General features: G+C 68.2%; 22 protein-coding genes. 4 read left to right on the top strand and 18 right to left on the bottom strand.

From position 1 onward, the window contains the following. Nucleotides 1-52: 52 nt before the first annotated feature. Nucleotides 53-190: a cbb3-type cytochrome oxidase assembly protein CcoS gene (gene ccoS, locus ACFPFG_RS06595; protein WP_013803228.1), complete on the bottom strand. Its 138-nt coding sequence runs from the start codon at nucleotides 188-190 to the stop codon at nucleotides 53-55. Between the two features lie 163 nt (nucleotides 191-353). After that, nucleotides 354-2789 (bottom strand): heavy metal translocating P-type ATPase, encoded by a 2436-nt coding sequence (locus tag ACFPFG_RS06600; protein ID WP_197956810.1) that lies wholly within the window; start codon nucleotides 2787-2789, stop codon nucleotides 354-356. A gap of 116 nt (nucleotides 2790-2905) precedes the next feature. Here ACFPFG_RS06600 and ACFPFG_RS06605 point away from each other — a divergent pair, with 116 nt between their 5' ends. Then, nucleotides 2906-3349 (top strand): universal stress protein, encoded by a 444-nt coding sequence (locus ACFPFG_RS06605; RefSeq protein ID WP_183018567.1) that lies wholly within the window; start codon nucleotides 2906-2908, stop codon nucleotides 3347-3349. Nucleotides 3350-3454: 105 nt separating this feature from the next. Here the strand turns inward: ACFPFG_RS06605 and ACFPFG_RS06610 are convergent, their stop codons facing one another. From ACFPFG_RS06610 to ACFPFG_RS06625, 4 genes are all read right to left on the bottom strand, one after another. Continuing rightward, nucleotides 3455-5008 (bottom strand): malonate--CoA ligase, encoded by a 1554-nt coding sequence (locus ACFPFG_RS06610; protein WP_374620793.1) that lies wholly within the window; start codon nucleotides 5006-5008, stop codon nucleotides 3455-3457. 43 nt (nucleotides 5009-5051) lie between these two features. Continuing rightward, nucleotides 5052-6239, bottom strand: coding sequence for a CaiB/BaiF CoA transferase family protein (locus ACFPFG_RS06615; RefSeq protein ID WP_380105681.1), 1188 nt, complete (start codon nucleotides 6237-6239; stop codon nucleotides 5052-5054). Nucleotides 6240-6256: 17 nt separating this feature from the next. After that, on the bottom strand, nucleotides 6257-7225 hold the full coding sequence (locus ACFPFG_RS06620; protein WP_380105682.1) for a Bug family tripartite tricarboxylate transporter substrate binding protein: 969 nt from the start codon (nucleotides 7223-7225) through the stop codon (nucleotides 6257-6259). 182 nt (nucleotides 7226-7407) lie between these two features. Then, on the bottom strand, nucleotides 7408-8157 hold the full coding sequence (locus ACFPFG_RS06625; RefSeq protein WP_183018564.1) for an enoyl-CoA hydratase/isomerase family protein: 750 nt from the start codon (nucleotides 8155-8157) through the stop codon (nucleotides 7408-7410). 39 nt (nucleotides 8158-8196) lie between these two features. Here ACFPFG_RS06625 and ACFPFG_RS06630 point away from each other — a divergent pair, with 39 nt between their 5' ends. Further along, complete coding sequence (locus ACFPFG_RS06630) at nucleotides 8197-8913, top strand: GntR family transcriptional regulator (RefSeq protein ID WP_374620785.1); 717 nt, start codon at nucleotides 8197-8199, stop codon at nucleotides 8911-8913. A 12-nt stretch (nucleotides 8914-8925) separates the two neighbouring features. Here the strand turns inward: ACFPFG_RS06630 and ACFPFG_RS06635 are convergent, their stop codons facing one another. The 9 genes from ACFPFG_RS06635 to ACFPFG_RS06675 all read right to left on the bottom strand — a co-directional run bounded on the left by ACFPFG_RS06635 (nucleotide 8926) and on the right by ACFPFG_RS06675 (nucleotide 20884). Then, nucleotides 8926-10080, bottom strand: a complete 1155-nt coding sequence (locus ACFPFG_RS06635; RefSeq protein ID WP_380105685.1) for an esterase-like activity of phytase family protein — start codon at nucleotides 10078-10080, stop codon at nucleotides 8926-8928. 116 nt (nucleotides 10081-10196) lie between these two features. Beyond that, nucleotides 10197-11192, bottom strand: coding sequence for a Bug family tripartite tricarboxylate transporter substrate binding protein (locus tag ACFPFG_RS06640; protein WP_183018561.1), 996 nt, complete (start codon nucleotides 11190-11192; stop codon nucleotides 10197-10199). 96 nt (nucleotides 11193-11288) lie between these two features. After that, nucleotides 11289-12734, bottom strand: a complete 1446-nt coding sequence (locus tag ACFPFG_RS06645; protein ID WP_380105687.1) for a malonyl-CoA decarboxylase — start codon at nucleotides 12732-12734, stop codon at nucleotides 11289-11291. A 229-nt stretch (nucleotides 12735-12963) separates the two neighbouring features. Continuing rightward, nucleotides 12964-13809, bottom strand: coding sequence for a prolipoprotein diacylglyceryl transferase (gene lgt / locus ACFPFG_RS06650; RefSeq protein ID WP_380105689.1), 846 nt, complete (start codon nucleotides 13807-13809; stop codon nucleotides 12964-12966). A 61-nt stretch (nucleotides 13810-13870) separates the two neighbouring features. Continuing rightward, a complete protein-coding gene (locus tag ACFPFG_RS06655) occupies nucleotides 13871-14335 on the bottom strand; it encodes a MarR family winged helix-turn-helix transcriptional regulator (RefSeq protein WP_183018558.1) in 465 nt (154 codons plus the stop codon). Nucleotides 14336-14444: 109 nt separating this feature from the next. Next, entirely contained in the window at nucleotides 14445-16235 is a 1791-nt protein-coding gene (locus ACFPFG_RS06660) for an acyl-CoA dehydrogenase (RefSeq protein WP_374620778.1), read from the bottom strand. Beyond that, complete coding sequence (locus ACFPFG_RS06665; protein ID WP_380105692.1) at nucleotides 16232-17608, bottom strand: spinster family MFS transporter; 1377 nt, start codon at nucleotides 17606-17608, stop codon at nucleotides 16232-16234. Before ACFPFG_RS06665 ends, ACFPFG_RS06660 begins: the two co-directional genes overlap by 4 nt. A 106-nt stretch (nucleotides 17609-17714) precedes the next feature. Further along, nucleotides 17715-19877 (bottom strand): acetate--CoA ligase family protein, encoded by a 2163-nt coding sequence (locus ACFPFG_RS06670; RefSeq protein ID WP_380105694.1) that lies wholly within the window; start codon nucleotides 19875-19877, stop codon nucleotides 17715-17717. A gap of 164 nt (nucleotides 19878-20041) precedes the next feature. Beyond that, entirely contained in the window at nucleotides 20042-20884 is an 843-nt protein-coding gene (locus ACFPFG_RS06675) for a p-hydroxycinnamoyl CoA hydratase/lyase (protein WP_013803241.1), read from the bottom strand. A gap of 263 nt (nucleotides 20885-21147) precedes the next feature. Between ACFPFG_RS06675 and bfr the strand changes: the two genes are divergently transcribed. Continuing rightward, nucleotides 21148-21624 (top strand): bacterioferritin, encoded by a 477-nt coding sequence (gene bfr, locus ACFPFG_RS06680; RefSeq protein WP_013803242.1) that lies wholly within the window; start codon nucleotides 21148-21150, stop codon nucleotides 21622-21624. Nucleotides 21625-21963: 339 nt separating this feature from the next. Here the strand turns inward: bfr and ilvD are convergent, their stop codons facing one another. Both ilvD and ACFPFG_RS06690 read right to left on the bottom strand, forming a co-directional pair. Beyond that, nucleotides 21964-23823, bottom strand: a complete 1860-nt coding sequence (gene ilvD / locus ACFPFG_RS06685) for a dihydroxy-acid dehydratase (protein ID WP_183018553.1) — start codon at nucleotides 23821-23823, stop codon at nucleotides 21964-21966. A 190-nt stretch (nucleotides 23824-24013) separates the two neighbouring features. Next, a complete protein-coding gene (locus ACFPFG_RS06690) occupies nucleotides 24014-24256 on the bottom strand; it encodes a TIGR04438 family Trp-rich protein (RefSeq protein WP_312378738.1) in 243 nt (80 codons plus the stop codon). 105 nt (nucleotides 24257-24361) lie between these two features. Here ACFPFG_RS06690 and ACFPFG_RS06695 point away from each other — a divergent pair, with 105 nt between their 5' ends. Then, nucleotides 24362-24667: a c-type cytochrome gene (locus tag ACFPFG_RS06695; protein ID WP_183018552.1), complete on the top strand. Its 306-nt coding sequence runs from the start codon at nucleotides 24362-24364 to the stop codon at nucleotides 24665-24667. Between the two features lie 110 nt (nucleotides 24668-24777). On the opposite strand, the gene ACFPFG_RS06700 is transcribed toward ACFPFG_RS06695, so the two are convergent. Beyond that, the gene (locus tag ACFPFG_RS06700) at nucleotides 24778-25260 is read right to left on the bottom strand and encodes a hypothetical protein (protein ID WP_013803246.1); all 483 of its coding nucleotides are present in this window, start codon (nucleotides 25258-25260) and stop codon (nucleotides 24778-24780) included. Nucleotides 25261-25322: the final 62 nt, after the last annotated feature.

Below are 25322 nucleotides of genomic sequence, written 5' to 3' on the forward strand. Positions count from 1 at the left end.
TAGATTGCTATCAAAGTGTTACGTTCTTCGCTCCCGGGCGTGTTGACCCACGTCAATCGTCCCGAAGAATGCGCTCACCCTCTTGCTCCACACTCTCGAACTGCCCGCGATACACGGCCCACCACAGAGCCGCAAGGATGGCCAGCACCAGCACCACCGACAGCGGGATCAGCAAATACAAAATATCCATGCTCAGTTCCCCGTGGCGCTGACGCGCCACGCCTTGCCCCCAGAACGGGCGCGATCCAGCTCGGTGACACCGAGCAAGAGCCGCCTCGCGGCGAAGGTGTCGTTCCCCGCCCGCGAAGCGAGAGAGGGGAAAGCGGCGCAGCCGCTCAGGGGGTGTATTTCCATCAGAACCTCCCCACCGTTGCGGTGGAGCCCGTCTTTATCGCGACGGACGCTGCGGGCGCAGCAGGCGTGCCCGTATGTTTCGTTGCGGCCAGTGGCAGGCTGCGCGCAAGGCGCGCGGCATTCATCACCACCAGCAGCGAACTCAGCGCCATTCCCAGGCCGGCCACCCAGGCAGGCATGAAGCCCGCCAGGGCCAGCGGAATCGACACCGCGTTGTAAGCGGCTGCCCAGGCCATGTTCTGGCGCACCACCTGCAGTGTGCGGCGCGACAACAGGCATGCCTGGAGTACCAGTTCCAGGCTGTCACCCAGAACAACGAAATCTGCGCGCGATTGTGCCAGGGGCACTGCTCTACCAAACGCAAAAGAGACATGCGCTCCAGCTAAAACTGGGCCGTCGTTGAGGCCGTCGCCCACCATGGCCACGTGGTGGCCGGCCGCCTGCGCCTGCTGCAGGCGCTCCAGCTTGTCCTGCGGGCTGCAGCCGCCTTCGGCCTGGGTGATGCCCACGCGCGCCGCCATGGCGCGGGCCGCGTCCTCGCGGTCGCCGGACAGCAGCATCACCTGTACGCCATGCCGGTGCAGCGCCTGCACCACGGCGGCAGCCTCGGGCCGCACGTCCTCGCTGAGCACGAAGCGGGCCAGGGTGTGCCAGCCCTGCGAGGTCTCCTCGGCCAGCAGCACGCCCTGCACGGGCTGCTCCCCGGCCAGGCCTGCGTGCAGGGCCGAGCCCAGCCGCAGATGGCGGCGCGCGCCGGCGCGCTGCACCCAGGCGTCCAGGCCCAGGCCGGCCATTTCCTGCATGGTGTCCAGCTTCCAGTCGGTGGCGGCATCGGCGCCGGCCTGCGCAATGGCGCGCGAGGCCGGGTGGATGGACTGGCGCGCCAGCAGCGCCGCCAGTGCCAGCACTTCGTCGGCATCTTCGCCCCCAGCAGGCTCGAAGGAAGACAGGGCCAGGCCATCGCGCGTGAGCGTGCCGGTCTTGTCGAACACCAGGGTGTCCACGGCGGCCAGCGCCTCCAGGCCCTGCAGGTTGCGCACCAGCACGCCGCTGCGCGCCAGCGTGCCGGCGGCAGTGAGCATGGCCACGGGCGTGGCCAGCGACAGCGCGCAGGGGCAGGTGACGATGAGCACGGCCACCGCCACCATCATGGCCTTGCCGGGATCGGTGGGCCACCACCAGATGGCGGCGCCCAGCGCGGCCAGCAGCACCACGACCAGGAAGGGCCGCGCCACCTTGTCGGCCAGCTGGGCCAGGCGCGGCTTTTGCAGCGAGGCGCTTTCCATCAGGCCCACGATCTGGGCGAAGCGCGTATCGGCGCCCACGCCATCCACGCGCACATCGACCACGGCATCCAGGTTGTAGCTGCCGGCCGTGACGGTATCGCCCTCGGCACGCAGCACGGGCGTGGACTCGCCGGTGAGCAGGGCCTCGTCGGCATGGGTGCGGCCGCGCACGATGGTGCCGTCGGCAGGGAAGGCCTCGCCACTGAGCACGCGCACCCGGTCGCCCGCCCGCAGGCGGCGCGTGGCCACGCGCTCGAAATGGCCGGCTGCGTTCTCGCGCAGCACGGCATCGGGCAGGCGGTTCATCACCGCTTCCAGCGCGCCGGCCGTGCGGTCGCGCAGGCGCAGCTCCAGCCAGCGGCCGGACAGCAGGAAGAAGACGAACATGGTCAGCGAGTCGTAGAAGACTTCCTCGCCGAAGGGGCCCGAAGGATCGAAGGTGCCCAGCGAACTGATCACGAAGGTGATCAGCATGCCCAAGGCCACGGGCAGGTCCATGCTCACGCGGCGCTGGCGTATGTCGCGCAGCGCGCTGGAGAAGAACGGTCCGCAGCAAAACAGCACCACAGGCAGCGAGATGACCCAGGAGGCCCAGCGCAGCAGCGTCTCCATCTCCTGCGACAGGTCGCCGGGGCGGGCCACGTAGGCGGGCCACGCATACATCATGACCTGCATCATGCAAAAGCCGGCCACCAGCCAGCGCCACAGCGCACGTCGGCTCTCGGCCTGGCGGCGCTCGCGCGCAAAGGCATCGCGTGCGGGAAGCGCCTGGTAGCCGGCGCGCCGCACGGCCTCCATCCACTCGGAGGGAAGCACCTGTGCATGGCGCCAGGTGACACGGGCGCGGCGCGTGGCAGCACTGACTTCGGCCTTCTCCACTCCAGGCACGGCACGCAGAGCATCCTCGATGGTCAGGGCGCATGCGGCACAGTGCATGCCTTCCAGAACGACGTGCGAATCCCAGGCGGGGAAGTCGGTAGGTTCCTTGGAAGGATCGGCGGGAGTTGCGGAGCCCGCAGGCCGTCCGAACGAACTCCACTCCTGCGGATCATCCAGCAGCCGGGCCGTGGCCTGCGGCAAGGGCGAGGGGCCTGAATCAAGCGCCGCCACCGCCGCCTCGCTGGATGGGGCTATCGTGGTGTGGGGCATGGTTCTTAGCGTAATTGGGCCGCATGATAAGCGTATTGACATTAATCAACCGTTAACTCATGGTTGGGTCTATGCTGACTTCATCCCATCCATCAGCACACACGAAAGGAGCACGCATGTACAACCGCATCCTGATCGCCACCGACGGTTCCGAGCTTTCCGACAAGGCCGTGGACAGCGGGCTGGGCCTTGCCGCGCTGTGCGGCGCCAGCGTCGTCGTCGTCCAGGTGGTGCAACACTATCCGCGCAGCTACTTCGAGGGTGGCGAGACCGTGGACCTCAAGCAGATCGAGCGCATCGAAGGCCAGTGGACCGCCAATGCGCAGACCGTGCTGGACGCCATCCATGCCAAGGGGCAGGCTCTGAAGGTCAACGTGACCACCGAGATCGTCAAGTCCGACCTCGTGGCGGAAAGCGTGATCGACGCGGCCAAGCGCCGCGACTGCGATCTCATCGTCATGGCCTCGCATGGCCGCAAGGGCTTGCAGCGCCTGCTGCTGGGCAGCGAGACGCAGCATGTGCTCACGCACACCCATATCCCCGTGCTGGTCCTGCGTTGAAGGGTAGCGGCAGCGTCGGCGGCCGCCACACAAAAAAAGGCATCGGCGGCGCCGATGCCTTTTGCTTTTTCAATCGGGGAAATGCGCGTAACGCGCCTTGGCGACTCAGGCGAACAGCTGCTTGTGCTCGTCTCGCAGCAGGTTCTTCTGCACCTTGCCCATGGTGTTGCGGGGCAGCTCCTGCACCACGAAGCAGCGCTTGGGAATCTTGAAGTTGGCCAGTTGGCCCTTGAGCGCATCGACCACCGCCTGGGGCTCCAGCGCGGCACCGGGACGCGGCACGACCACGGCCACGCCCACTTCGCCGAAGTCCGGGTGCGGCACGCCGACCAGGGCGCTTTCGGCCACGCCGGGCAGCTCGTTGATGAAGCCTTCGATCTCGGCCGGATAAACGTTGTAGCCGCCCGAGATGATCAGGTCCTTGCTGCGGCCGACGATGCTCACATAGCCGCGCTCGTCGAGCCTGCCCACGTCGCCCGTGCGGAACCAGCCATCGGCCGTGAACTCCTCGGCCGTCTTCTCGGGCATGCGCCAGTAGCCCTTGAACACATTGGGGCCACGCACCTGGATATTGCCGATCTCGCCCACGGGCACCTGCTGGCCTGCGTCGTCCACGATGCGCACGCCCACGCCGGGCAGCGCAAAGCCCACGGTGCCGGCGCGCCGCTCGGACTGGCCGCCGTTGTGCGCGTCGGCGCGGCAGGGATTGGAGGTCAGCATGATGGTCTCGCTCATGCCGTAGCGCTCCAGGATGACGTGGCCGGTGCGCTCCTGCCAGTCGCGGTGCGTCTCCACCAGCATGGGGGCCGAGCCCGAGATGAACAGCCGCATGTGGGCCGCCGCCTCGCGCGTGAGCCGCGCGTCCGCCAGCATGCGCACGTAGAGCGTGGGCACGCCCATGAAGACGGTGGCGTCGCGCATGCGCGAGATCACCGTGCCGGGCTCGAACCTGGCCAGCCAGATCATGGGGCTGCCATTGATCAGCGCGCCGTGGATGGCCACGAACAGGCCGTGCACATGGAAGATGGGCAGCGCGTGGATCAGCACATCCCCCTCCTGCCAGCCCCAGTAGTCCTTGAGCGTCTCGGCGTTGGACAGCATGTTGCCGTGCGTGAGCATCGCCCCCTTGCTGCGGCCCGTGGTGCCGCTGGTGTAGAGGATGGCGGCCAGGTCGTCCTCGCCGCGCTCCACCACCTCATGCTCGTCGCCATGGTGGGCGGCGCGCTCCAGCAGCGTGCCGCTGCGGTCGTCGCCCAGGGTGTAGACATGGGCCACGCCCGAGGTGAAGGCGATCTTGGAGACCCAGCCGAAATTGCCCGGCGCGCAGACCACGACGGCAGGCTCGGCATTGCCCACGAAGTATTCGATCTCGGCGCTCTGGTAGGCCGTGTTCAGCGGCAGGAACACATGGCCGCTGCGCAGCGTGGCCAGATAGAGCATCAGCGCCTCGACCGACTTTTCCACCTGCACGGCGATGCGGCTGGCGGGCGGCAGTTGCAGCGACTGCAGCAGGTTGGCCATGCGCGCGCTGCCACGGTCCAGGTCGGCCCAGCTGTAGAACAGGCTGGCGCCGTCCGCGCCTATGGCCTCTACGGCCCACTTGTGCAGATCCTGGGGAAAGGCGGCGCGCAAGGCAGCGAACAGATTGCGGTTGGTCATGGCTGTGAAGAAGAAGGAAGAGTCCGCGGGAAGCTGGGAAATCTCAGGCATGTTCATGGTGGGGCGAAGGCTGCGCCACGGACAGCTCGCGCAGGATGCGCTCGCGGTCCGCGTCCAGCGCGGGCGGCTGCCTGCGCACCAGGGGCTGATTGCACGCGGCCAGCAAGGGGTTGCCCGCCACGCGCAGCGTCTGGCCACCGGGGGCCTGCACCTGGGCCAGCATGCCGCGCTCGCGCACCTGGGGGTGCTCGACGACATCGGCCACGCTGTTGTACTCCCCCGCCGGGATGCCATTATCAGTGAGCAGGCGCAGCCAATGCGCCCTGGGACTGTCCCGCAGGCGCGCCTCCAGCGCGGCCTTGAGTTCGGCCTGGTGCTCGCAGCGCAGGGCATTGCCGGCAAAGCGCGCGTCCTGTGCCAGTTCGGGCAATTGCAGCAGACCGCAGAGCTTGCGAAACAGCGCATCGCTGCCCACGGCGATGACGAACCAGCCGTCCTGCGCCGCGAACACATCGAAGGGCGCCATGGAGGGATGCCGAGTGCCGATCGGCCCCGGCACGCTGCCCAGCGCGCCCAAGCGGGCCACGGGGTTCTCCAGCAGGGCCACCTGGCAGTCGAGCATGGAGACATCGACGCGCTCGCCCTGCCCCGTGCGGGCGCGGCGCATGAGGGCGGCCTGCGTGCCGATGACGGCATACAGCCCCGCGCCCAGGTCGCCGATGGACACGCCCACGCGGCAGGGCCCGGCGTCCGGGTGGCCGGTCACGCTCATCATGCCGCTCATGGCCTGCACCACCATGTCGTAGGCCGGAAAGCCGCTGTAGGGGCCGGTCTGGCCAAAGCCCGAGACCGAGGTCATCACCAGCCGGGGATGGCGTGCGTGCAGGGCCTCCCAGCCGTAGCCGAGCTTGTCCATGGTGCCGGGGCGGAAGTTCTCGACCAGCACATCGGCGCCGCTCAGCAGGCGCTCGAAGACCTCGCGGTCCTGCGGCTGCTTGAGGTCCAGCGCAATGGATTCCTTGTTGCGGTTCACCGACAGGAAATAGGCCGAGCTCCCGTTCACAAACGGTCCGATGCCGCGCGCATCATCGCCCGTGCCGGGCTGCTCCACCTTGATCACGCGCGCGCCCAGGTCGGCCAGCATCTGCGTGCACATGGGACCGGCCAGCACGCGCGTGAGGTCGATGACGGTAAGGCCTTCCAGCGGCAGGCCCGTGGCTTGTTCATTCATGGTTTGCTCATTCATATTCACTGCAATCCGGCGCCGGAACGCTGGGTCAGGGCCTTGGACTCCTGCCCTTCCTTGAGGGCCCAGGCACGGAATTCCTCTAGGGATGCCGAGGGTGCGGCCAGATTGCCCTGCTTGGCCAGCCTGGCCTTCACATCGGGGTCTTCCAGGGCCTTGGTGCTGGCATCGAACAGCTTCCTGGCCACCTCCTCGGGCAGGCCCGCCGGCGCGAACAGGCCGAACCAGAAGGTGTAGTCGAAGCCCCGCACGCCGGACTCCTTCATGCCCGGCAGCTCGGGGAACAGCGGCGAACGTTCGGCCGTGCTCACGGCCAGCATGCGCAGCTTGCCGGCCTGGGCCAGCGGCAGCACCGAGGGCGGCGTGCCGAAGGTCAGGTCCACATCGCCGGCGGCCACGGCCTGTATCGATGGCGCACCGCCCTTGAACGGCACATGCAGCATGCGCAGGCCGCCGCTGGCGCCCGCGAACGACAGCGTTGCAAGGTGCGTGATCACGCCTGCGCCCGAGGAGGAATAGCTGAGCTTGTCGGGCTGGCTGCGCGCCAGCGCCACCAGATCGCCCACGCCCTGTCCCGGAAAATCCTTGCGCACGGCCAGCAGCATGGGGGCCGAGCTCCAGCGCGTGATGCCCGTGAAGTTGCGCGCGCCGTCATAGCGCGCGCTCTTGTAGAGCAACTGGTCCGAGCCATAGATATTGGCGCTGCCCAGCAGCAGCGTGTAGCCGTCGGGCGCTGCACGCGCCACATGCTCGGAGGCCAGCGTGGTGCCGGCGCCCGGGCGGTTGTCCACCAGCAGGGGCTGGCCCAGGATCTTGCCGACCTTGTCGGCCACGATGCGTGCCACCGCGTCGGCGCCGCCGCCGGGCGGAAATCCCACGACCAGCGTGACGGGCCGGGCGGGATAGGACTGGGCCATCGCGCCACCGGCCAATCCGGCCAGCAGCAACGACAGTGCAAAACGCTTGAACATGGCTTGTCTCCTGTTTATTGATACCCCCTGAGTCGCTGCGCGCCTTCCCCCAAAGGGGGACGACACCCTCGGTGCGGGAGCGGCCCTTCCTCGGTGTCCCCGAGTTGGGCCGCGCCGGTTCCGTGGGCTGTGGGCGGTAGGCAGCACCACGGGCAGTCTGCGTGTATGCGGGAGGATGCGGTTCAGCGCCCCTTGAACTCCGGGCTGCGTTTCTCGCGCCAGGCCCGGCCGCCTTCCTGCAGGTCTTCGGAGGCGATGCTGCGCTGCACCTCGCGCGTGATCTCGGCCACGTCATGGCGGCCACGCGCGATCAGGTTCAGGTGCTTTTTCATGCCGAACAGGGGGATGGGCGCCATGGCCGCCAGCGTGTCCGTGAGCTGGGCCACGGCGGCATCGAAGGCGGCGGGATCGGCCAGATGGGTGAGGAATCCGCAGGCCTTCATCTCCGGGGCCTGGATGCGCTCGCAGGTCAGGAACAGCCGCTTGGCCGTGTCCAGGCCCAGGCGCGAGACATAGCGCTCCAGCCCGCCCGCGTAGAAATGCAGGCCCAGGCGCGCGGCCGGCATGAACATTTCGGCCGCCGTGCTGCCCACGCGAAAGTCGCAGGCCAGGGCCATGTCGGTGGCACCGCCGTAGACGCCGCCGTGGATGGCCGCCACGGTCACGGCGCGGCATTGTTCGATGGCGTCCACCATCTCGCCGAAGCTGCTGCCCTCGGTCTGGCTTCCCTGGATCTCTGATATATCATAGCCGCTGCAAAAGTACCGGCCCTCGCTGCGCAGCACCACCACGCGCACATCATCGCGGTGGTTGATATGCTCCACGTGCGCGACCAGCGTGCCCAGGTCTTCCGGGGCCAGCTTGTTGGCCGCTTCGGGGCGCTGCAGCGTGATGGTGGCCAGGTGATCCTGGATGTCGAGTCTGGGCGTCATATGTATCAGTCAGTCAATCAGATATATTTGAATTAGAAAATGCTTCCAGCCAAGCAGCCATTGGAGAAAACCCCGGCCACCTCCAGCCTGCAGGAGCGTATACGGCAATCGCTGGAAGACGAGCTGCGCTCGGGCGCCATGCGGCCCGGCGACGCCATCGACGAGCCGGCCCTGTGCGAGCGCTTCGGCGCCTCGCGCACCCCCGTGCGCGAGGCGCTGCTGCTGCTGGTGGCCAAGGGGCTGGTGGAGATCGTTCCGCGCTCGGGCATCTATGTGCGGCGGCTGGATGCGCGCGAGCTGGTGGCCATGATGGAAGGCCTGGCCGAGCTGGAAGGCGTGCTGGCCCGGCTGGCTGCCACGCGCATCCATGCGCAGCTGCGCGAGCGGCTGCAGGCGGCGCTGGCACACACCGCCGCCTGCGCCCAGGCGCAGGATGCCGAAGGCTATGTACAGGCCAACATGCAGTTGCACGAACTGATATACGAGGCCAGCGGCAACGACTTCATCGTGGAACAGACCCGGCTGCTGCGGCTGCGCATCACGCCCTACCGGGGCCGCATGTTCGAGAAGCCCGGCCGGCTGGCGCGCTCGCAGCAGGAGCACGCCACCGTGGTGGCCGCCATCTGCGCAGGCCAGGCGGAGGTGGCCGCCGAGGCCATGCGCCAGCACATCTGCGCAGGCGGCAGCGCCTTCACCGACATGGTGCTGGGCGCGCCCGCGCAGGCCGGCTACGAACGCCCGCGCAAGCCAAGGTAGCCCGAAGAGGGCTCAGGGCCGCACTTCGAAGGCCAGGAACTGCGTGACCTGGTTGTCCGCGAAGTTGTTGTCGGCCACCAGCACCAGGGTGCGGTTGCCGTTGGCCAGGCGCGGGCCCCAGGAGATGCCTTCGATGTTGTCGAGCTTGACGCCCTGGTAGGTCACGGGCATTTCCAGCAGCAGCTCGCGCCTCATGGGCTTGTAGCTGGCCCCCACCAGGCTCTTGAAGCTGCGCACATCGGTGGTGTCCGGCTCGATGGTGGCGCGCGTCAGGCGGATGGTGTTGCCCACGCCATCGGCAAAGGCGCGCTCGATGGCAATGAACTCTTGGTTGGAGACCGCCAGCAGCTCGGGCAGGCCGTTGTCCGGCGGAAAGCTGCCGCTGGCGGCCTTGTCCAGCGGAATCTTGGGCAGTTGGTAGGCGTACTGCGCGCCGGACTTGCCCGTGGCCGGATCGAGCTTGAGGACACGGACCACGCTGCCCGCAGCCAGCGTGGTGAGAGGGCCGTCTTCCACCAGCGCATCCTCGTTGGCCGTGAACACGCTGCCGTCGGGCGTGACGGCCAGGGCCTCGAACAGTTTGTTGTTGCGCCCGCCGCTTGTGGTGTTGTCCACGTAGTTGAAGGCCGCAGGCGTCTCGAAGTCGCGCACGAAGCTGCCGTCCACCTTGATCTCGCGCACAAAGGGCTGGAACAGGCTGGCGGGGTCGGTGCTGAAGTTGCCCTCGCTGGACACGTAGAGGTTGCCGTTGGGCGCCACGCGGATGCCTTCGGGGTCCACGGTGCGGCGCGTGCCGGGCAGGGGCTGGCCGTCGCGGCCCTTGAGCGTGACCATCTTGCGGATGGTCACGGCCTGGATGGCCTTGTCGTCGAACTCAATGCCCAGGTTGTAGAAGCGCGGCGTGCCACGCTCGCCGCCGCGCTCATCGGAGATGGCCCAGTAGCTGCCGTCGGGCGCGCGGTCCAGGCCGGAGATGCCGCCGAACTCCACGCCGTCGAACAGTGTCTTGGTCTTGATGCTGTAGTCGCCGATCAGCCGCAGCGAGCCGATGGTCTCGGGGCCGTCGTCGCTGCCGCCGCAGCCTGCCAGGCCCGTGGCCGTGCCGAAAGCCAGGACCAGCGCGAGCAGCACGGATGCGGGCGAGCGGACCTTGTCTGCCTTGTTCATATTCCCTCCCAGGATGGATCTCAGAAGGGATGGACCGTAGCCAAGGCCCGTGACAGGGTGGTGACATGCGCGCGCATGCCGCCGCCCTGCCCCTGCCCTGACCGGCCCCCCGTCCGCTACTCCAGCTTGGCGCCCGAGGCCTTGACCACCTGCGCCCAGCGTGCGATCTCGCCATGCACCATGGCCGCGAACTGCTGCTGGTTCATGCCGCCGTAGTCGGCGCCGTTGCGTGCCCAGGTGGACTTGATGTCCTCGGCCGTGCCTATGCGCTGTACCTGGTCGATGACCTGGGCCTGCACGGCCTGCGGCGTGCCCTTGGGCGCCCACAGGCCGTACCAGGTGGTGACCGTGTAGTCGGGCAGGCCGGACTCGGCCGCGCAGGGCACGTCGGGGAAGGCGGGGTTGCGCTTGTCGCCCGAGACCATCAGCGCGCGGATGCGCCCGCTCTTGATGTGCTGGGCCGACGAGCCCAGGCCGTCGAACATCATGTCCACATTGCCGGCGATCAGGTCCTGCAGCGCCGGGCCTGCTCCCCGATAGGGAATGTGGGTGATGAAGGTATTGGTCTGCAGCTTGAACAGCTCGCCGGCCAGGTGGTGCGAGGTGCCCGCGCCCGCCGATGCGTAGTTGAGCTTGCCCGGCCGCTTGCGCAGGTCGGATAGCAACTCCTGCACGGTCTTGTGCGGCACGTTGCGCGGGTTGACCACCAGCACCTGGGGCACGCTGGCCAGCAGGGCCAGCGCGATGAAGTCGCGCTCCAGGTCATAGTCCAGGCGCGGGTACATGGACGGCGCAATCACATGGTGGGTGCCGCCCATGAAGAAGTTGTAGCCGTCCGGCGCCAGCTTGGCCGCGTAGCTGGCACCCAGGGTGCCGCCTGCGCCGCCGCGGTTGTCGATCACCAGGGTCTTGCCCGCGCTCTTGGCGAACTGGGCCGAGAACGGCCGGGCAAAGGCATCGGTGCCCCCGCCTGCCGGAAACGGCACGACCAGGTTCACGGGTTTGGACGGCCAGTCCGCCGCGCGGGCTGCCATGGGCAGGGCCAGCGCGGCCATCGAGGCCCCGGCCGCGCGCAACACCGCGCGCCGCCCCGTGGGATGGGAAGCTTGCATGACTTGTCTCCTTGTCGCCTCTTTGAGGCTGTCTTCGTTGTCAGGCGCAGCAGTCCCCGTGCAAGAAAAGAGGCACGGCCTGCGCCGTGCCTCTTTTCATTTGCACAGGGCTTCGATGTCCGAGGACACCGGTATGCGGCCCTGCGCCAGCAGGCCGCGATGCTTGTCCAGGCGCTTGAGGTCGTAGAGGTAGTTGACCATCAGCCCCAGCGACTGCTTGAGTCCCTTGGCCGACAGGTCGGCCGCCCAGTTGAGCCGCTCCACGCGCGCGCCGTTGCCCAGGTGAAAACGCGCCACCGGGTCCAGCGGCCGGCCCTTGGCCGTCTCGCGCCCCAGATAGTGGGCAGCGCAGAACAGCAGGGCGCGGCGCACGGGCGCATCGGGCTTGAGATCCTGCGGCGCATCCAGCGCCGCCAGCAGGTGCTCGGCCCCCATGCCCCCGGCCTTGAGCTCGAAGGCCTTGCGCTGGCGCTCGTCCATCTTCTCCAGGATGGCGTCGCCGTGCTTGGCGATCCAGGCGCGCAGGCCGGGAATGGGAGACAGCGTGGCGAAATGGCGCAGCCGGGGGAACTCGCCCGTCAGCGTCTCCACCACATGCTTGATCAGCGAGTCGCCGAAGCTCACGCCGCGCAGGCCGGTCTGGGTGTTGCTGATAGAGTAGAAGATGGCCGTGGTGGCGCGGCCCAGGTCGGCGGCCGCCGCCGTCTCGTCCAGCAGCGGGGCGATGCTGTCGGACATCCGGTCCACCAGCGCCACCTCCACGAAGATCAGCGGCACGGTGGGCATGCGCGGGTGGAAGAAGCCGTAGCAGCGGCGGTCGCTGTCCAGGCGGTTCTTGAGGTCGGCCCAGCTGCGGATGTCGTGCACGGCCTCGTACTGGATGAGCTTTTCGATCAGCGAGGCCGGCGAGTCCCAGCTCAGGCGGCGCAGCTCCAGCAGGGCCACGTCGAACCAGGTGGCAAACAGATGCTCCAGCTCGGCGTCCAGCGCGGAAAAGCGCTGCTGCTCCGCCTTGGGCAGGGCCAGCAGTTCGGCGCGCAGGTCCACCAGAAAGCCCATGCCGCCCTGGGGCTGGGCAAAGCGCTGCAGCAGCCGCGTGCGCGGCGACATCAGCGCGCGGCGCAGGTCCATCTCGGCCTGGCCGCGCTCGGCATCGCTGGCCGCCGTGTCATAGCGCTTGCGCGCGGCCATCAGGGCTTCGGTATCGGGGCCGAACTGCTCGACGATCAGTGCCCAGAAATCCTTGTGCGCGGGCAGCTCGGCCTGGGCGTACCAGTCCATGAGCAGTTGCGCATGGCGGCCGCCCTCGACATCGCTCAGGCCGGCGTCGGCGGCAGCCTGCAGGTCTTCCATGAGCTTGCGCAGCTCGCGCGGGGACAGCACTTCCTGGCCGCGCCGCAGGGTGGCCTGCAGGCGCTGGGCCGTGCCGCGCGGCGCGGGGCCCTTGGCTGCCTCGCCCTCGGACTTTGTTGCAGGCACAGCCGCATCGGTGCTGCGAAAGCGGGACACATTGCGGGCAATCCAGTCGGTAGCCAGACCCATTCAGAAGTTCCTCCATGTCAAGCGGTCACGGGACTGTCATGCCGTCAGTCGGGCCAATGACAATCTTTTGCTGCTCACATTATGAGAGCCTGCGCGGCAGACCGTGTACGCCGATGTCGCGTTCTTGTCTTCGGGCTATCCCCATGCATGCCCCTGTCCCCCCCTCGCGTCAACCTTGCAAAAAAAAGCGGGCACCAGGCCCGCTTCGTATGCGTCCGTACCGCCGGTCTCAGGCCGGCTTGCCCGCCTGGCCAGGATAGGACGGGCGCCCCGCTGCCCAGAACCACATGGCGATGCCGCCGATCACCATGGGAACGCACAGCCACTGGCCCATGCTCATGCCCAGCGACAACAGGCCCAGGAAGTCATCGGGCTCGCGGAAGTACTCGGCAATGAAGCGGAAGGCGCCGTAGCCGACGAGGAAGACCGCCGCCACCTGGCCCGGCTTGTGCTCCTTGCGCGCATACAGCCACAGCAGCACGAACAGCAGCAGCCCTTCCAGCAGGAACTGGTAGACCTGCGAGGGGTGGCGCGGCAGCATGGAGCCGCTTTGCGGAAAGACCATGGCCCAGGGCAGCTCGGGGCTGGCGAAGCGGCCCCACAGTTCCCCGTTGATGAAGTTGCCGACGCGGCCGGCCGCCAGGCCCGTGGGCACGCAGGGCGCGACGAAGTCGGCCACCTCCAGCCAGGAGCGGGCCCGCGAGCGCGCGAACCAGACCATGGAGGCGATCACGCCGACCAGGCCGCCATGAAAGCTCATGCCGCCCTGCCAGACATAGAAGATCTCCAGCGGGTGGCTCAGGTAGTAGCCCGGCTTGTAGAACAGGCAGTAGCCCAGCCGGCCGCCGACGACCACGCCGAGCACGCCCAGGAAAAGAATGTCTTCCACGTCCTTGCGCGTCCAGGCGCGGTCGCCCTGCATGCGCACGAAGGGCGGGTGGCGCAGCCTGCGCGTTCCCAGCCAGAGGAAGAGGCCGAAAGCGGCCAGATAGGTCAGGCCGTACCAGTGCACGGCGAGGGGCCCGATCTGCAGGGCCACGGGATCGATCTGCGGGTACATCAGCATGGTCGGCATTGTGCCGCAGCGCCGCATGGCCGGCGCCGGCCAGGGGTTGGAAAGCTGGCGGCGCGGCGGTTCAGCCCGGCCGGCTTTCCTGGATGGCCATGAGCTTGTCCAGGGCCGCGAACAGATGGCGCTGCTCGGTGGAGGTCAGCAGTTGCTCCAGCTCGTCTTCCAATTGCACCACCACGCCCTCGGCCCGTGCCTGCAGCGCACTGCCTTCGGCCGTCATGTGCAGCTGCTGCAGCCGGCGGTCGCGCGGATCGGGCTGGCGCCCGATGAGCCCGCGCTGCACCAGGCGCTCGACCACCGGCACCAGGTTGGACGGCGAGATGTCCAGCGCCTCGCCCAGCTGGCGCAGGTAGATGCCGGGATTGGAGTGGATCAGCACCAGGATGGAGAACTCGCTGGGCTTGAGGTCCAGTTCGGCCACGCGCCGCGCGAACAGCTTGTGGATGTGGATTTCCGCGCGCGTGAGGCGGTAGCCCAGGAAACGCTGCAGGCGCGACTGATCGACGGCGGGTTCGGAGGAGCTGTCCATGGACACGGGTCTGGAAGAGGAAGAAGGCGCACCGAGGCAGAGCCGCCCCGGCGCCTGCGGATCGTCAGGGCCGGTGCGGCGTTCCATCATAAAAGCCCCGGCGGCCCGCTCAGGCCACGGCGGCCGGCAGCGGCGTGCGCGCGGCGGACTCGGTGCGGCGCAGCCAGTGCTCGGCATCCAGCAGCCCATGCGCGAAGAACCAGGCCGCGCTGTCCGCCTTGGAGCGGCGCAGCGCCGGATCGGCCAGCGGCTGGCTGACGCGCGCCGCACGCGCCCAGGCAAAGGCCATGCACAGCGTGCCGACCAGGCGCAGATAGTCCTCGGCGCAGCGCGCCAGCAACGGGGCGTCGCCTGCGGCGCGGGCGCACAGCGCGCCCGTCAGCGCTTCGGTGCGATCGCTCCAGCTGCGCAGCGCGCCGGCCAGGCCGGGCTCCATGCCCGCCGCCTCGCAGGCAGCGGCCTCCTCGCGCAGTGCGGCCAGCAGCGGCGCCAGCGCGGCCCCTCCGCTGGCGGCCACCTTGCGCTGCAGCAGGTCCAGCGCCTGGATCTGGTTCGTGCCCTCGTAGATCATGGCGATGCGCGCATCGCGCAGCGTCTGCTCGATGCGGTACTCGTGCACATAGCCGTAGCCGCCGAAGACCTGCAGCGCCTCGCTGGCCAGCGCAAAGCCCCGCTCGGTGAAGAAGGACTTGACCACGGGCGTGAGCAGCGAGGCCAGCGCATGGGCCTGGGCACGCTCCTGCGCATCCGGCGCCTGTTCGGCCAGGTCCAGCTGGTGCGCCACCCAGCCTGCAATGGCGCGCATGCCTTCGGTCCAGACGCGCAGGTCGGCCAGCATGCGCTGCACGGCCGGCTGCAGGGCGATGGGGTCGGCGGGGCCCTGCGCATCGGCGGGCCGGGGCTGGGCGCGCATCTGGCGGCGCTCGGCCGCATAGGCGCGCGCCAGTTGCCAGGCCATCTCGGCATGGCCCAGGCCCTGCAGGCCCACATGCAGGCGGGCGGAGTTCATCATCACGAACATGGCGGCCAGGCCCTGGTGGGGCTGGCCCACCAGCCACGCCTGCGCACCCTCGAAGCGCATGGCGCAGGTGGCGCTGCCCTTGATGCCCATCTTCTTTTCGATGCCGTCGCAGTGAATGGCATTGGGCAGGAACCCGCCGCCGTCCTGCGGAATGCCGCGCGGCGCCAGGAAGAGCGACAGCCCGCGCGTGCCTGCGGGCGCATCGGGCAGGCGCGCCAGCACCAGGTGGACGATGTTCTCGCTCATGTCCTGGTCGCCGCCCGAGATGAAGATCTTGCTGCCGTCCAGGCGGTAGCTGCCATCGCCCCGGGGCCGGGCCTGGCTGCGCAGCAGGCCCAGGTCGGAGCCGGCCTGGGGCTCGGTCAGGCACATGGTGGCCAGCCAGCGCCCGCTGACGATGTGCGGCAGATAGGTGGTGCGCAGGTGCTCGTCGCCATGGGCGTGCAGGCAGGCATAGGCGCCGTGCAGGATGCCCGGGTACATGGTCCAGCCATGGTTGGCCGAGGCCAGCATTTCGTGCAGGGCGGCGTCCAGCAGCTGGGGCAGGCCCTGGCCGCCGGCCTCGGGCGCGCAGGCCAGGGCCGGCCAGCCTGCTTCCACGAAGGCCGCATAGGCCTCGGGAAAGCCGTCGGGCGTGCGCACCCTGCCCTCTTCCAGGCGGCAGCCCTGCAGGTCGGCCGGGCCGTTGAGCGGAGCCAGCACGTCGGCGCAAAAGCGCCCGGCCGCCTCGACCACCATGTCGGCCGTCTCCTGGTCCAGGGCGTCATGGGCCGGCATGCGGCGCCAGTCGGCCTCTGCGCCCAGCCAGTGCTGCTGGACGAAGCGGATGTCCTGCAGCGGCGGCTGGTAATGCGAGCAATGTGATGCCTGCGCGCTCATGCCCGGCCCTCCATGGCCGCGACCAGGCGGCGGTAGGGGCCGATGGCGCTGGCCAGGCACAGCACGGACAGCAGCGCGGCCAGGGCGGACACCAGGCCCAGCGACAGGCCCACGAGCTTTTCGTCATGGAAGACGAAGTCCGTGAAGAAGGCCACGAGGAAGGGGCCGAGGCCCAGGCCGATCAGGTTGATCAGCAGCAGGTAGATGGAAGTCACCTGGCCGCGCAGCTGGTTGGGCGTGACCGCCTGCAGTATGGGCGGCGCCAGCGCCACGGGCATGCCCAGGAAGAAGGTGGTGGCCGCCACGGCCACCAGGGCCACCGTGGGCGAGGGCGCAAAGGCCAGCACCAGGCCGGTGACGATGAGCACGCCGGTGGCCACCAGCGAGATGACGATCGAGCCCACCTGCTTGCCGCGCGCCGTGAGGTAGTCGGCCAGGAAGCCGCTGAGCAGCATGCCGCCAATGCCGAAGGTCAGGATGATGACGCCGTAGGCCGGGCCGATCTCGCCGGGCGTCCAGCCCCACTGGCGGATGAAGGTGGCCGGCAGCCAGGCCGTGACGCCGAAGGTGATCATGGCCGTGATGCCCGGCGCCAGCAGCAGCGGCAGGAAGGCGCGCTTGTTGCGGAACACATGGGACAGGTCGGGCGCCGGTACTGCGGGCGCGGCCATTTTTGCGGACGCGGCCCGGGCCTGCAGGCCGCGGCGCACCGGCTCGCGCACGGTGTACATCAGCGCCACCAGCGGAATGCCGGGCAGGGCCACGAAGATGAAGGCCGCCTGCCAGGGCTTGAAGCTGCCCAGCAGCGGGAACACCACTTCGCCGGCCTGGCTGGTCGCCTGGATGACCAGGCCGCCCACGATGAAGGCCGTGGCCGAGCCGATGTACACGCCCGAGGTGTAGATGCTCATGGCGCGCGCGCGGCGCTCGGGCGGGAAGTAGTCGGCCAGCATGGAATAGGCAGCCGGCGACAGCGCCGCCTCGCCCACGCCCACGAACATGCGCGCCACGAACAGCGAGACAAAGCCCGTGACATAGCCACCGGCCGCCGTGGCCACCACCCAGATCGCCATGCCGATGACGATGAGGTTGCGGCGGTTCCAGCGGTCGGCCAGGCGCCCCAGGAAGATGCCGACGAAGGTGTAGAAGATGGCGAAGGCGAAGCCGTGGACGATGCTGAACACCCAGTCCGACAGCTGCAGATCCTTCTTGATGGGCTGCACCAGCAGGCCCAGGATCTGCCGGTCCACGAAGGACAGGGTGTAGGCCAGCAGCAGGATGATGGTGACGTAGTAGGCATAGCCGAGTCCGTTCGACTCGGCCGCCGTGGGCGTGGGCGTGGACACGCGGCCCGGCGGGTAAGGCAGGCTCATGGAGACCTCCTGTGGAGGAAGGGGAAGCGGAAAAAAGAAAGCGGGAAAGCGAAAAAGGGATGCGCATGAAAAGGGCCGGCGCACCGCGCCAGCCCTTGCACGGGCATCAGCCGGCGCTGTGCTCGACGAGCATCAGCGCATCGAGCGCGACCACGCCCTGCCCCTGTGGCAGCACGATGACGGGGTTGAGGTCGATCTCGCGGATGGCCGGCGTGCCGCGCAGCACCTGGCCCAGGCGCACGATGAGTTCGGCCAGCGCCTGGCGGTCCAGCGCCGGGGCGCCCCGGTAGCCGTGCAGCAGGGGAGCGCCCTGCAGGCGGTCCAGCTCGCGCAGCACCTCGCCGGTGGACAGGTCGGCATCCAGCAGGCGCGCATCGCGCATGATCTCGGCCGTCACGCCGCCCAGGCCGGCCAGGATCACCGGGCCCCACTGCGGATCGTTGCGCGCGCCGATGATCATCTCCAGGCCACGCCGGCCCATGGCCTCGATCAGCACGCCGTCCAGCGCAATGGCGCTGTCATAGGCGGCCACATTCGCATGCAGCCGGCTCCAGGCCTCGCCCATGGCCTGCGCGTCGGCAATGTTCAGGATCACGCCGCCCGCATCGCTTTTGTGGCTGAGGTCGGCGGACTGCGCCTTGAGCGCCACGGGCCAGCCGATCTCCGACGCAATCGCCACGGCCTGCTCGGCCGAGGTGGCCAGCCGGCCGCGCGCAAAGGGCACGCCGGCCTGTGCCAGCACGGCCTTGGATTCGTACTCGGGCACCACCGTGCGGCCTGCGGGCAGGGTCAGCGCGATGGGCCGGGCATCGGTGCGCTCGAAACTGCGCTGGCTGAAGGCGGTCAGGCGTTGCACGGCGCGCAGGGCACGCTCGGTGCTGGGGAAGTACGGCACGCCCAGCGCACGCATCTCGGCGATGAACTCGGCAGGCACGGCCGCGCCCTCGTCCAGGCCCGCGACGATGACGGGCTTGGCCGGCCGCAGCTCGCGCACGGCGCGCAGCACGGGCGGCATCTTGATGCCGCAGGTCACCGGGTCGCCCTGGATCAGGCCGACGATGATGGTGGAAAAGCGCGCATCGCCAAACAGCGCATCCAGCGTGCGGAAATACAGGTCGGGCTCGACCAGGCCCTGGGCCGTGAGGTCCAGCGGGTTGCTCACGCCCACGAACTGCGGCAGGGCCGCACGCAGCGCGGGCGAGTCGTCGTCGTCGATGGCGGGCAGGGCCAGGCCCAGCTCCTCGGCCCAGTCCAGCGTCAGCGCCTTGAAGGCGCCGGACTCTCCCAGCACGGCCACGCCTGCGGCCCCCGCCGAACCCGTGAATGGCAGCACGGGGCAGCGGATGGCGATCTCGGCGATGTCGCCCAGCTCCTCCAGCGTCTCGGCAAACACGGCGCCTGCGCGTTCCAGCTTGGTGCGCATCAGCGCATAGTCGCCGGCCATGGCGCCGGTGTGCGTGGCGGCCGAGGCGCGCGCCGCGCTGCTCTTGCCCGGATGCAGCAGCACCACCGACTTGCCCAGGCTGCGCGCCCGGGCCACGGCGGCCAGGATGCGCGCGGGCTGGCGGAACTGCTCGACGATCATGGCGACCACGCGCGTGGAGGGCTGCTCCAGCAGGAAGTCCACATAGTCCTCGGCATGGCTGGCGGCCTCGTTGCCCGTGGAGATGGCGTGCGACAGCGGCAGCGCGCGGCTGGCCAGCGTGGTGCACAGCACGGTCATCATGGCGCCGCTTTGCGAGACCACGCCGATCGCGGGCCGCGCGGCATCGACCTGCTGCGCGTCGATATTCACCTCGACAAAGGTCAGCGGCACGCGCTGCAGGTAGTTGATGCAGCCCAGGCAGTTGGGGCCTTCCACCACCATGCCGGCCTCGGCGGCAATGCGCGCGATCTCGCGCTGCTCGGCCATGCCGCGCTCGCCCGCCTCGGCAAAGCCGGCCGAGAAGATCACCGCCGCGCCCACGCGGCGCGCCGCCAGTGCGCGCACCGTGTCCAGCACAAAGGGCTGGGGGATGGCCAGCACGGCCACGTCCACGCCCTCGGGCAACTGGTCCACCGAAGCCAGGCACGCCCGGCCTGCGATCTCGCTGCGCTTGGGATTGATCAGGTGGATGTCGCCGGCAAAGCCGTTGCGCTCCAGATTGCCCAGCACCGATGCGCCCAGCGCACCCGGCGTGGCCGAGGCGCCGACGATGGCGATGGAACGCGGCCTCAGCAGCCTGCCGATGTCGGGCCGCACGGCGGCCGCCATCTCTGTCGTTGTCATTCTTGTCTCCAATGATTAAAGCTGGGAGGCCTACCGCGCGTGGTGGACGCTGCCCAAGCGAGGGACACCGAGGAAGGGCCTAAGCCGGCCGCGCCGCCCCGCACTGAGGGTGTCGTCCCCCTCCCTCGCGAAGCGAGTTAGAGAGGGGGAAGGCGCGAAGCGCCTCAGGGGGTGACTTGCTTGCTCAAGTCGTAGGTTCCGAGACCTGGCTTGTAGGTCTTGTCGTCGAGGAACTGGCGCATGCCTTCCTTGCGGCCTTCGTTGTCGTAGCTGTTGGCGGCTTCCTGGGCGCGCACCAAATAGTCCTCGGCGTTGTCGTAGCTCATGTCGCGCACGCGGCGGATGGCGTCCTTGGTGGCCTTCAGGGCGCTGGGGTTCTTCTGCAGCAGGGCCTCGGCCACTTCGGTGACGCGGGCCTGCAGGCGATCGGCCGGCAGCGACTCATTGACCAGGCCCCACTCGGCGGCCGTGCGGCCGTCGATGTTCTCGCCCAGCATGGCGTGGTACATGGCACGGCGGAAGGACAGCAGCTCCACCGCCACCTTGGAGGCGCCGCCACCGGGCAGGATGCCCCAGTTGATTTCGGACAGGCCGAACTTGGCGTCATCCGAGGCAAAGGCCAGGTCGCAGGCGAACAGCGGGCCGTAGCCGCCGCCGAAGCACCAGCCGTTGACCATGGCAATGGTCGGCTTCTGGAACCAGCGCAGGCGGCGCCACCAGCCATAGCTCTCGCGCTGGGCCTTGCGGGTGCCGGCCAGGCCGGTGGCCTCGGTCTCGCGGAAGTATTCCTTCAGGTCCATGCCGGCCGTCCAGGCCGTGCCTTCGCCTGCAAGCACGACCACGCCCACGTCGTCACGGAACTCCAGGTCGTCGAGCACGCGCATCATCTGGCGGTTGAGCTGGGGGCTCATGGCGTTGCGCTTTTCGGGGCGGTTGAATTTCACCCAGGCCACGCGGCCTGTGACGGTGCAGGACACGGTCTGTTCTTCGGTACGTTCGGTGCTCATTGCGCTTCCTTGTGCAAAGGGGAAATGGGGTTTTGGACACCGATGCTTCGGCTCCATAATCGTTATGATAAATAACTATTATTGAAGCCCGCAATACAGCGTTTACCCTAGCTCCGCCTCCCGCCAGCCTGCCGCGATGCGAATGCTTCTGCGTCGCGCATGCATGCAATGCGCGGCCCACGGGGAATTGCGGCAGGCGTTTTGGCCGATCCCGGTGTTCACGCGATACTTGCGGTGTTCAACACAGTCAGGAGAAGAAGAACATGCAAGGCCAGCCAGAAGTCATCGAATGCCTCATAGAACTGCTGCGCGGCGAGCTTGCCGCGCGCGACCAGTACTTCATCCACTCGCGCCAGTACGAAGACCAGGGCCTGCTGCGCCTGTTCGAGCGCATCGGCCATGAGATGGAAGAGGAAACCCAGCACGCCGACGCCATCCTGCGCCGCATCCTGTTCCTGGGCGGCCGCCCCGACATGCGCCCGCACGAGTTCACGCCCGGCGAGACCGTCGAAGAGATGCTGCGCAAGGACCTGGCCACCGAATACCGCGTGCGTGACAGCCTGCGCTCGGCCATGGCGCTGTGCGAGCGCCACAGCGACTTCAACAGCCGCGACCTGCTGCTGGCCCAGCTGCGCGACACGGAAGAAGACCACGCCTACTGGCTGGAGAAGCAACTGGGCCTGATCGAGAAGATCGGCCTGCCCAACTACCTGCAAAGCAAGATGGGTGAGCCGGCCTGAATGAAGCTCCCCCTGAGGCGCTTCGCGCCTTCCCCCTCTCTCGCTTCGCGGGAGGGGGACGACAGCCTCGCGGCGGGGCGGCCCTGGCTCGCTGTCCCTTGTTTTGGCCGCGCCAGTTTTTCAGGCACTTCCCATAAATGAGAGTGGGCTGTTTGCTCCACGATGAAAACCCGAACCGGCAGCCACGATGAAACGGCAAGCCGGTCGCCCCGCGAAGTAGCAAGAGCCCTCAAGAAGGGCCTGAGAGAAGAAAAGAAAAAGGGATGGAAAGCCGCAAGGCCTTCCATCCCTTTTCATTTTCATCGGGTGCGCACCGCCGGGCGGCGGTGCGGCCCGGTGTCAGTCGTCCAGCAGGGACAGGTCGCGCACGGCGCCCTTGTCGGCCGACATCACCAGCTTGGCATAGGCCTTGAGTGCGGCCGAGACCTTGCGCGGACGCGGCTGGGCGGGCTTCCAGCCCTTGGCATCCTGCTCGGCACGGCGGCGGGCCAGCTCCTCGTCGGAGACCAGCACGTTGATGCTGCGGTTGGGAATGTCGATGCGGATGCGGTCGCCGTTGCGCACCAGGCCGATGGCGCCGCCAGCGGCCGCCTCGGGCGAGCAGTGGCCGATGGACAGGCCCGAGGTGCCGCCCGAGAAGCGCCCGTCGGTCAGCAGTGCGCAGGCCTTGCCCAGGCCCTTGGACTTGATGTAGCTGGTCGGGTAGAGCATTTCCTGCATGCCGGGGCCGCCCTTGGGGCCTTCGTAGCGCACGACGACGATGTCGCCGGCCTTGACCTTGTCGTCCAGGATGTTCTGCACGGCCTCGTCCTGCGACTCGGTCACGTGGGCCGTGCCTTCGAACACGTGGATGCTTTCGTCCACGCCGGCCGACTTGACCACGCAGCCGTCCAGGGCGATGTTGCCCGTCAGCACGGCCAGGCCGCCTTCCTTGGAGAAGGCATGCTCGTAGGAGCGGATGCAGCCTTCTGCACGGTCCAGGTCCAGGCTGGGCCAGCGCGTGTTCTGGCTGAAGGCCACCTGGGTGGGAATGCCGGCCGGGCCTGCCAGGTAGAAGTGCCTGACGGCCTCGTCCTCGGTGGTGGTGATGTCCCACTGCGCCAGGCCTTCGCCCAGGGTCTTGGCGTGCACGGTGGGCACGTCGGTGTGCAGCTTGCCGGCGCGGGCCAGCTCGCCCAGGATGGCGAAGATGCCGCCGGCGCGGTGCACATCCTCGATGTGGTATTTCTGCGTGTTGGGCGCCACCTTGCACAGCTGGGGCACGGAGCGCGAGAGGCGGTCGATGTCGGCCATGGTGAAGTCGATCTCGGCTTCACGGGCAATGGCCAGCAGGTGCAGGATGGTGTTGGTGGAGCCGCCCATGGCGATGTCCAGCGTCATCGCGTTCTCGAAGGCCTTGAAGCCCACGGAGCGCGGCAGCACGGAGGCGTCTTCCTGCTCGTAGTACTCGCGGGCCAGCTCGACGATGCGGCGGCCGGCGCGCTTGAACAGTTCCTCGCGGTCGGCATGCGTGGCCAGCACCGTGCCGTTGCCGGGCAGGGACAGGCCCAGCGCCTCGGTCAGGCAGTTCATGGAGTTGGCGGTGAACATGCCCGAGCAGGAACCGCAGGTCGGGCAGGCCGAGCGCTCGACCTGGGCGACCTGCTCGTCGGTGTAGTTGTTGTCGGCCGCGATCACCATGGCATCGACCAGGTCCAGCTTCTTGAACTCCAGCTTGTGCGTGCTGGGATTGGCCAGCTTGGTCTTGCCCGCTTCCATGGGGCCGCCGGAGACGAAGATCACCGGAATGTTCAGGCGCATGGCGGCCATCAGCATGCCGGGGGTGATCTTGTCGCAGTTGGAGATGCACACCAGCGCGTCGGCGCAGTGGGCGTTGACCATGTACTCCACCGAATCCGCGATGATGTCGCGGCTGGGCAGCGAATACAGCATGCCGTCGTGGCCCATGGCGATGCCGTCGTCCACGGCAATGGTGTTGAATTCCTTGGCCACGCCGCCTGCGGCCTCGATCTCGCGCGCCACCAGCTGGCCCAGGTCCTTGAGGTGCACGTGGCCCGGAACGAACTGCGTGAAGGAGTTGGCGATGGCGATGATGGGCTTGTCGAAGTCGCCATCCTTCATGCCGGTGGCACGCCACAGGGCGCGCGCACCAGCCATGTTGCGGCCGCCGGTGGAAGTCTTGGAACGGTATGCGGGCATGGGGAATCCAGTTGTCTGTCGTCTCGGTCCATCCCTGGTCCTGTGGGGAAGGCCAGGGTCTGGGCGAAGATTATGGCGCAGCGCCCGCCGTACCGCTGGGCCCCAGGAATGCCCCGGCCGGCATGGACTGCCCCTTTGCAGACCCCAGGCATCGCCTGCTGCGAAGCCTGCACCACCCGTTCAGGGCCCCTCAGCGGCGCGAGCGTGTGCCCGTGCCCATGGCTTCCTTGTTCTTTTCGATGCGCTTCAGGCGCCGCTGTTCGATCTTGTCGGCCGCGCGCCGCTTGGTATAGCCCGACATGTCGGCCCAGGCCCACCAGGCTGCCGTCACGCCATAGGCGCCCAGGATGACGTACCAGGACCAGGAGGCCACAGGCTCGATATCGGCCAACTTCAGCAGGGTAAGCAAGACCGCGATTCCCAACAGATACATAACTTCTCCTTCACCAGACGGTGCTTCACACGAGGTAACGCATCAGATATGCGCGCCCACTACAATGCTCCGCATAATTATTCCCGACAACCCCAGGAACTCATGATGAAGCAGACATTGATCGCATTGGCCTTGACCGTCGCCGCCGTGGCTCCCGCCATGGCCGACCAGGCTCTTGCCGCCTCCAAGAACTGCATGGCCTGCCACGCCGTGGACAAGAAGCTGGTGGGCCCGTCCTACAAGGATGTTGCCTCCAAGTACGCAGGCCAGAAGGACGCGGTGGACAAGCTGGCTGCCAAGATCATGAAGGGCGGCAGCGGCGTCTGGGGCCCGGTTCCCATGCCCGCCAACCCCCAGGTCAACGATGCCGACGCCAAGAAGCTGGCCGCCTGGGTGCTGTCTCTGAAGTAAGTTCCACTGACCTGCCCGCCCCCCGCCTCGGGGCCCGCAACGAAAAAACCGCGCAACGCAAGTAGCGCGGTTTTTTTCATGGTCCGCCCGTGAATCCGGGCGCGGGCCGCCTACCTGTAGTCCGGTGCGCCTGCGCCGGGTTGCTGGTACAGGCGAACCTGCTGCTCCAGCTGCCCCACATAGGCGGCCGTGCTGTTGTCCGACTCCTGGGCGCGCTGCACCAGGTGGGCCTCCAGCCCGTCCAGCCGCGCCATCAGCACTTCCTTGTCGCGCGCATGCAGGTCTTCCAGCACGGTGCGCAGCTCGGTGAAACGCGAGGCCTCGGCCTTGTCGGCCAGGTCCCGCTGGGCCTGCATTTCCTTGGCGTGGCGGCGCGCCTCCATCAGTACCGAGCCCTGCAGCCACAGCACATAGGCGACGAAGAACACGCCCAGCAGGCAGGTCAGCGCCAGCATCAGCACGCCCAGCGGCGCCTGGACTTCGGTCACGCCCAGCGACACGACGGACGGCGCGGCCAGCGTGTTCCAGTTGAATGCCGCCAGCAGCGCAATCAGGGCCACGGTGATCAGCAGCGACAGGGTTCTCAGATTCATGGTGCAACGCCTCCCTCGGCAGTGGTGAAAGCAACAGCTTCGGTTGTACTGCAGCCATCATG

The sequence above is a fragment of the Delftia deserti genome (assembly GCF_042653485.1).
GTDB lineage: Bacteria > Pseudomonadota > Gammaproteobacteria > Burkholderiales > Burkholderiaceae_C > Comamonas > Comamonas acidovorans.